The organism is Chromohalobacter sp. 296-RDG, from assembly GCF_029889885.1.
In the GTDB taxonomy this organism is placed as follows: Bacteria; Pseudomonadota; Gammaproteobacteria; order Pseudomonadales; family Halomonadaceae; genus Chromohalobacter.
On the sequence record NZ_JARANY010000082.1, the window covers coordinates 1 to 7,564 of the forward strand.

Here is a 7,564-nt window from a genome sequence, read left to right on the forward strand (position 1 = left end):
GGGAATCAGTTCATCGAGAGATGGTGGTAGCAGATCAATCTGCTCGCGCGAATCGCCCGTGATGTAGCGTGCCATGATAGAAACTGCCGATCAGGAATGCCTGAAGGCAGTGTGCCAGCCTGAACAGTGTTTTGACACGGCCTGGATATAGCGACAACTTGTGTCGTACAGCAGGCCTATTTGACTCCCAAGTCGCATTACTGCATTGAGAAAAGGTCGCCATACACAAACGAAGGAAAAATAAGGCTCTTCGTCGTTGGGTGTGGAATTCGCCCCCTGAACTGGGCCAGGATATGACCTCCACGACGACAGGAGGCATGGCATGGACGGCACCCAGATTCTGACCCTCGGCCTGGGCCTTGAAGCGCCTTGGGTTCTCAAGGACCAGCACCTGGATACCGCCGTGTCGCCCCACCGCCTGGACCTCTATGTCGAGGCCGAGCGGGGCAGCCTCTACCCCTGCCCGGAGTGCGGCGAGGCCTGCCCGGCCCACGACTTCGCCGATAGAACCTGGCGGCATTTGAATTTCTTCCAGCACCACTGTTACCTGCATGCGCGGGTGCCTCGCGCCAAGTGCCCCGAGCATGGCGTCAAGCGCATCGAGGTGCCCTGGGCTCGGCCCGGTAGCGACTTCACGCTGCTGTTCGAGCAGGCGGCCATGTCGCTGGTCAAGGAGATGCCGGTGCTGGCCGTCTCCCGGCAGTGGGCGATCGCTGACAAGCGCCTGTGGCGCATCGTGCACCACTATGTGGGACGCATGTTGGGGGAGTTGGATCTATCCAGCGTGGCGACTGTCGGCGTGGACGAGACCGCGTCCCGGCGGGGTCAGCGTTACGTCACCGTGTTCCTCGACATGCAACGCAAGCAGGAGCCGGTGCTTTTCGCCGTGCCGGGCCATGGCAAGGACACCCTCAAGGCCTTCAGCGACTTCCTGGCAGCGCATGGCGGCGATGCGGGCAATGTGGTTGAGGTCGTCTGCGACATGTCCCAAGCCTTCCTGAGCGGCGTGTCTAAGCACCTTCCCAATGCCGAGGTGACGGTCGACTGGTTCCACATCGTGCAGACCTTCACCAAGGCGTTGGACGAGGTCCGCAAGAAGGAGCGCCGTGAGAAGAGGCATCCCAAGGCGCTGCGCTGGGCAGTGCTGAAAAGCCTGGATAGCGGCAACCTGACGGCCAAGCAGCTCACCGCGCTTCAGGAGCTGGTGAGTGATCGAAGTGCGACCGCTGATGCCTGGATCATCAAGGAGAAGCTACGCTGGATCCGACAGGCGTCGACGCCGCGTGCCGCCCGGTGGCGCGTTACAAACTACCTCAAGGTCATGCGAGAAGCGGTCGTCGGTCAGCCCCTGCTCAAGCCAATGGCGAAGGCCCTGACGACCCTGGAGCGGCATGCGGAGCAGGTGGTGAGGCGCTGGCTCTCGGGGCTGACCAACGCGCGCCTGGAAGGCATGAACGGTCTGTTCCAGGCTGCCCGGTCACGCGCACGCGGCTACCGTAACGAGACCAACTTCATCGCCATGATCTACCTGATCGGCAGCCCGGTAGGCCACTTGCTTGATCAGGCCAAATCCACATGAAGTGACGAAGAACCAATTGAGTCACCCTACTGACGATAGCTGCACTATCGCTGTCGTGATCCAGACTCTCGGAAAGGTGTCCACACAAAAATAAGCAAGGATTAAATGATCGCTCTGCCCGCTGAGCAGACCTCAAGTATGTAGCAGCGAACGCCCGCTTCTGGCCGTCAACAGCCAGTTCTTCAAAAAATAAATGATGCCGCGAATACCCGGTGCTGCCCCATTGGGGCAGCACCGGCTTATGTCGCGCATCGCGGTCACAGATACCCCAGCTCCGCAAAGGACGCACATCCTTCGCTCCCGACCACGACATGATCGATCACCCGGATCTCCACCAGTCCCAGCGCTTCCTTCAGTCGTTGGGTAATGCGCCGGTCGGCATCGCTGGGTGCACGTCGCCCGAGGGGTGGTTGTGGACCAGAATGACGCCCAGGCTAGGGCTTGCTTGACCACTACAGCTCGACGCGTCGACTGCAGTTCGTGTTCGAAACGCTGCCCACACTCGAGGGAATGACGATCCCGGCGTCCTACTGCCTTGGCAGTGGAAGGACACGCTGCTCGTCTCACTCTCGCCGGAACTGGTGGGCTTGAGCCGCTTACAATAGCCTCACGTCTTCGGGGCTTTGCCGATAGCCGAAGGCGCCGCCGCGGATGTGGTTGTTGAGAGCGAAGTCGTGTACTTCCCGCTAGGTGGTCTCGCTGAGGGTAGCCTCCTTGATACGGCGCAGGGCGAACAAGCGAATGTCGGTGTAGTCGTTCACCGTGGCCACCAAGTAGGTCATGTTGTGGCGACTTACCAAGTCCCTGCGGGTGCAGAATGAAACGTGTGTCCACCTCTGCGCTGCGAAATAGATAAGGCACATCGAGGGCGCGATGCTCCAGCAGCGCCTGCGCCACCGTCTGCCAAGTGGCTGCCTCCAGCGGAGCGGGGCAGCAGCGACTTGCCGTTGGGGATGGCCCGTATACGCCGGGCCCACTGGCTCAGGCCATTTGCCTCCAAGCCGTTGAGCAGATGTCGGGCATCGCGGAACTGGGTTATCCAGAGCTGGTTGGGTGCAGTTGAAGTCACGATCGAAGTACCAGTGATAAGGCTTCTGGCTGTCGTCGCACCCTAGCGGAAAGTGCAGCGTCCCTTTGCATCGAGCGGGTATCGAGATGGAATCCGTGCTCATGCAGTTTTTCCAGTAGTACTGGTGTGTTTATCCGGCTTGGGCTGCGCGGGATCAGCTGTAGTAGGGCACGGTAGTGGAACATGGTCTTGCGTATCTCGGACATAAACGCTTCTTGTCGCCAAGTCGGGGCTGAGGCACCAACCTAAGGAAAAGCTCGCAAAAGAATCATCTACGCATCAGTACTAGGCAGCCACCGGGTCGGGCAACCAGGGAGGCCGAGATAGTCTCGTACCACGTAGTGAATGCGTTGACACCAAGCTCGATCAAGATACTGCACCTCCTTGGCGCTCGGAGACACTTCGCGTCATGCATGCTGGAAACAATACCGAACCGCCGGCCAGCGGGAAGCCGGATCAGCAGCAATTGAGCGTTCACGGCATGGTCGCAGGTTCAGGTGCCAACGATGCTCGTCACGGTGCTGCATGGGGTGATAGTTCCCGGCGCTGGCGTGCCAAACCAGATGAACCTGAACGAAGCGATGCGTTGTGTCATCTAGGTCGGCACTCCAGTCCGGGGCCACCAGCAGGCGAACGCCATCGGTGGTCGCTGTCATCACTTCGCCGGGCGCAGCCTCAAAATGGAAGCCCTCGACGAGGTCGGCAGTGCCAGGGTACTGGGTTCACCAAGTCCCGGTGGTCGTCTTCCCTTTGCCCCAATACTTTGGTCCGACAGGGGCTAGCCGTCTTACTGCTGGTCATGGGCTCGAGTGCTTCTGTCGTCCTTATCATGATCAGATCTTTGGCTCGTCTTATGGTGGCAACCAGGCTCGTGTCGTTGATCGACAATAGGCGTTGCATGTCATGCAAAGGATTTGGGCAGGGAAACATGCCAAGCTGCGACACGGTTTGTCGTACCAGTAATTCACTCTCATTATGACGATAAAGCAGGATTGAGAGCCTGTCTTGAGGAAACATGACTCAAGGATCATCGCTCCCGGACGATATACATAGCGATGCATTTCGATCACGACGGGTAGCTGGAATATCTAGTGTGATTCATGTTCTTTATCGATATACTCTAATATAGATTGAGGTCCGTGCTGCAAAGGAGGCGAGAGCTTCCACAGCTAATCAATAAGGAGATTTTTATGCCACTTCCCTTTGTCCTTGCCGGAGCAGCCTTGGCTAGTGCCGCCTACGGCGCGAAAAAAGGTTACGACGGCTATCAGAGCCACTCGGAAGCCGACGCGATCGTTGCGAGTGCCCAGCAGCGTTATGACGAAAAACGAGAAGTGTTTGATGCGCAGGAGAGCACGGCCACGGGGGCGCTCGAAGCTTTGGGGAAAAAAGAGCTCAAGATCGGCCAGAGGCTCGGTGAGTTCAAGGTTTTGGCAGACAAACTTCAGCAGCAGTTAAATGAGGGCCGCAAGAACAAGCTGGAAGTCAATATTCCCAAGCATAAGCTCCAAGAAATTGAGGAGTATAGCTACACGGCCGTTGGTGTACTGGGAACAGTTGCAGGGGCCGGCACCGCTGGCGCTGCTGCCGGGTTTGCAGTCTATGGTGGCGTCATGGCTCTGGGCGCTGCTTCAACGGGCACTGCGATATCATCTCTGGCAGGGGCTGCCGCCACCAACGCTACCCTGGCTGCCATTGGTGGTGGCTCTCTAGCAACGGGCGGCATGGGCATGGCCGGTGGAACGGCAATCCTCGGGGCCGCAGTAGCCGGTCCTGTATTGGCCATTGCAGGCAGGGCTTACAATAGCCATGGCGAAGAAGCGCTCAGAAACGCTCGCAAGGCCGACGAAGAAGTCAATGAAGCCATCGAGAAGCTGGAGCGTGCCATTGAGCATCTTGGTCAGACAACAGTCTATGTGTGTAGGATCCAAAGAACACTTGTGTCCCTCGATGACCAATTTACTTTGTATTTTGACCATCTTAAGGAAATCGACGGTCACCTGCAGTATATAAAAAGCCATAATCTCGATGTGGCGCAGGAATTGGGCAAGCTCAATGATGAGATTATGCGGATCATTGAAAATGGCTATGCGTTGGCAACCATTCTGGTTGATCTGATCTCTACTCCGATCTTCAAAGTTAAAGTTGTCGATGGCGAAGTAGCCATGGATGAAAATGGTGTGCCTGTGATGGAGACTGACACAGAAGGCTCCATGATACTCAACGATAGAGCACTGGATCATCAGCTTGAAAAAGCGACGTCCAGTGCGGAACACGTCAAGACAGCTTGATGTGACCGGGGGAGCGAAAGCTCCCCACTGTTCACTTTCCTTGTTTTCCATGAGTCTCCTTATGCACGCTTCAGCGCAAGATTTCAACTGGGCCAAAGAGCTCGAAAAAACCGTCGTCAACAGTTTGGTGACGAGTTTTGGTATGGACTTCCTCTTGTTTGAGGACAAACAAGGCGGTGACGTTGATACCATTCATAACGTGCGCAATGGAGTTTGGGCCACTGACAGAGAAAAGCAGCGCTATCAAAATCGAGAAAAGTATAACAGCGGCCTGTACCATAAGGACGCTAGGTTTAAAGAGACTGGGAGGGCTGACAAGCTACGGCATCAGGCAGGGGGGCTTTACGACACTTACCGAAATACCACTATGGAGCCGGGAGAAAAGCGTAATCTCGACCATGTAATCAGTGCCCAAGAAGTTCATAATGATCCGGGGCGCATCTTGGCTGAGGTGGATGGGGTTAAACTGGCCAATCAGGATAGCAACCTCCAATCCACGCAGGAAACGGTCAACAAGTCGAAAAACGCGACCCCTATCAATGCATATCTTGGGAAGCTACCGAAGATCATAGAGCGGAAGGAAGAAAAGCGGGACAGGGATATCCGCCGGCTGAAAAGTATGCCAAAAAATACCCCCGAGGAGCGACACAAAGCTCAAAAACTTGAAGACGGGATTCGCAAGAACGAAAATGCGATCAAGGAGCTAAAGTCCATTGACTCCGAGGAGATGCGGAAAAGGGATGCGGAAGCAAGGAAGCCTTACGAGGAGCAGGTAAGTTACAGCTATTACACCAGCAGCAAGTTTTTGAAGCAGAACGCTAAGACATCAAGTGTGGCAGGGTTGAAGATGGGCACCCGCCAAATGTTGGGGCTGATCATGGCTGAGGTCTGGTTCGAGCTGCGCGAGCAGGTCCCGGCCCTGCTGGAGAAGAGCAGAGAACAGTTCGATTTTTCATCATTTATTGACAGTATCAACAAGACACTGAAAGGTATCTGGAAAAGGGTAAAGGCGCGCTTCAAGGACTTTCTTACGACCTTCAAGGATGGCGTCTTCGGAGGCGTATTGGCCAGCTTCACAACCACGCTCTTCAATATTTTTGCTACAACGCAGCGCATGGCGGTAAAAATCATCCGAGAGGTCTGGGGGCAGTTGGTTAAGGCCATTAAGTTACTTATTTTTAACCCCGACCAGTTGGGGTTTGTCGATTTGTGTAAGGCTGTCGTCTCTGTGCTTTCCATTGGGACTGCTACGGCGGTAGGGTCGGTGGCCTATACTCAACTATTGCCGATATGCAATTTTCCGCTGGGTGCTGAGCTGGCGGCTTTCGGAAGCGCGCTTGTAACCGGCGTCGTCACTTTAGGGCTGAGCTACTTCATGCTCCATAGTGGTATAGCGAAAAAAGTATGGGCGTTCATTGAGTCAATTATGCCGCATGCCGACGCGGTCGCGAAGTTCCAGGCCATTAATGCCGATCTGGATCAGTACCTTATGGAACTTGGCCAGATGGAATTTAATCTTGATACAGATGAGCTGGAAGAGTTATCGCAGCAGTTAGTAGCTTGTAACGATGAAATTCAGCGGGGCACGCTTCTACAAGTCGAAGTGGATAAAAGGGGGGTAGAGTTGCCTTACGAGATGGGAAGCTCCGAGAGTACGCGAAAATGGTTGGCGTCATGCATCACGGGGTAAACAAGTTCCCATGCACCCAGTGTGGACTGTGTTGCCAGCATGTCTACTTGTCGGATGAGACCCAGCCCCTTGATCGGGGCGATGGTACTTGCAAGCATTACAATGATGTCGATAAAAGCTGTACTATTTACGCTGATCGACCAGATATTTGTCGGGTCGATCGGCAGTATGAGTTAAACTATGCTGACCAATACAGTTGGCATGAGTTTGTCGATTTGAATTTTCAGGTATGCAATCTTTTGTGGGAAGCATCTGAAGATTAGATTTTCTAGCGAAATAAAAAAAATTTGGGCCGATGACGATGTTACCAGAGATTGCTCTGTCAACATCTAGATGTCGGTAGAAAATTGTAAAAGCTGCTTGCTCGTCAAGCCGGTGCCACCCCAGCGGGGTGGCACCGGCGTTATGTCGTGACGCGCTGTCACAGATAGCCCAGCTCCGCAAAGGATTCACATCCCTCGCTTCCGACGACCACATGATCAATCACCCGTATTTCCACTAGCCCCAGCGCTTCCTTGAGCCGCTGGGTGATGCGCCGGTCGGCGTCGCTGGGTGCAGCATCGCCCGAAGGATGATTGTGGACCAGAATGACGGCGGCGGCGTTGCAGGTCAGGGCTTGCTTGACTACTTCGCGGGGATAGACGCTGGCCGAATCGATCGTACCGCGAAAGAGCTCCTCGAAGCGGATGACGCGATGCTGGCTGTCCAGCAGCAGGGCGCTGAACACCTCGTGCTCATAGTCTTGCATCAGTACCTGGAGATACTCGAAGGCCGAGGCTGGCTGGTTGATCTTGCGCCCTTTGGCCAGTCGGCGCCGGGCGAGTCGTTTGGCGATCTGCAGCAGCTCGCCTTCGGTCACCGCCTCGGTGACGTGATAGGTGCCGGCGACTTCGCCGGCAATCAATTTACGGTGGGTCATGGTGTCTCTCCTCAGG

General features: G+C 55.5%; 4 protein-coding genes and 1 pseudogene. 3 read left to right on the forward strand and 2 right to left on the reverse strand.

What is annotated here, in order from left to right; translation table 11 throughout:
* The first annotated feature begins 322 nt into the window (after positions 1 to 322).
* Positions 323 to 1,579 (forward strand): ISL3 family transposase, encoded by a 1,257-nt coding sequence (locus OP495_RS15700; protein ID WP_280563525.1) that lies wholly within the window; start codon positions 323 to 325, stop codon positions 1,577 to 1,579.
* Between the two features lie 257 nt (positions 1,580 to 1,836).
* Here OP495_RS15700 and OP495_RS15705 read toward each other — a convergent pair.
* Positions 1,837 to 2,006 (reverse strand): annotated as a pseudogene (locus tag OP495_RS15705) (JAB domain-containing protein); the annotation flags it as partial.
* A gap of 1,832 nt (positions 2,007 to 3,838) precedes the next feature.
* Here OP495_RS15705 and OP495_RS15710 point away from each other — a divergent pair.
* Both OP495_RS15710 and OP495_RS15715 read left to right on the forward strand, forming a co-directional pair.
* Complete coding sequence (locus OP495_RS15710; protein WP_280563524.1) at positions 3,839 to 4,939, forward strand: hypothetical protein; 1,101 nt, start codon at positions 3,839 to 3,841, stop codon at positions 4,937 to 4,939.
* A gap of 61 nt (positions 4,940 to 5,000) precedes the next feature.
* Positions 5,001 to 6,629, forward strand: a complete 1,629-nt coding sequence (locus OP495_RS15715) for a hypothetical protein (RefSeq protein WP_280563523.1) — start codon at positions 5,001 to 5,003, stop codon at positions 6,627 to 6,629.
* A 421-nt stretch (positions 6,630 to 7,050) separates the two neighbouring features.
* Here the strand turns inward: OP495_RS15715 and radC are convergent, their stop codons facing one another.
* Entirely contained in the window at positions 7,051 to 7,548 is a 498-nt protein-coding gene (gene radC / locus OP495_RS15720) for a DNA repair protein RadC (RefSeq protein WP_280563522.1), read from the reverse strand.
* Positions 7,549 to 7,564: the final 16 nt, after the last annotated feature.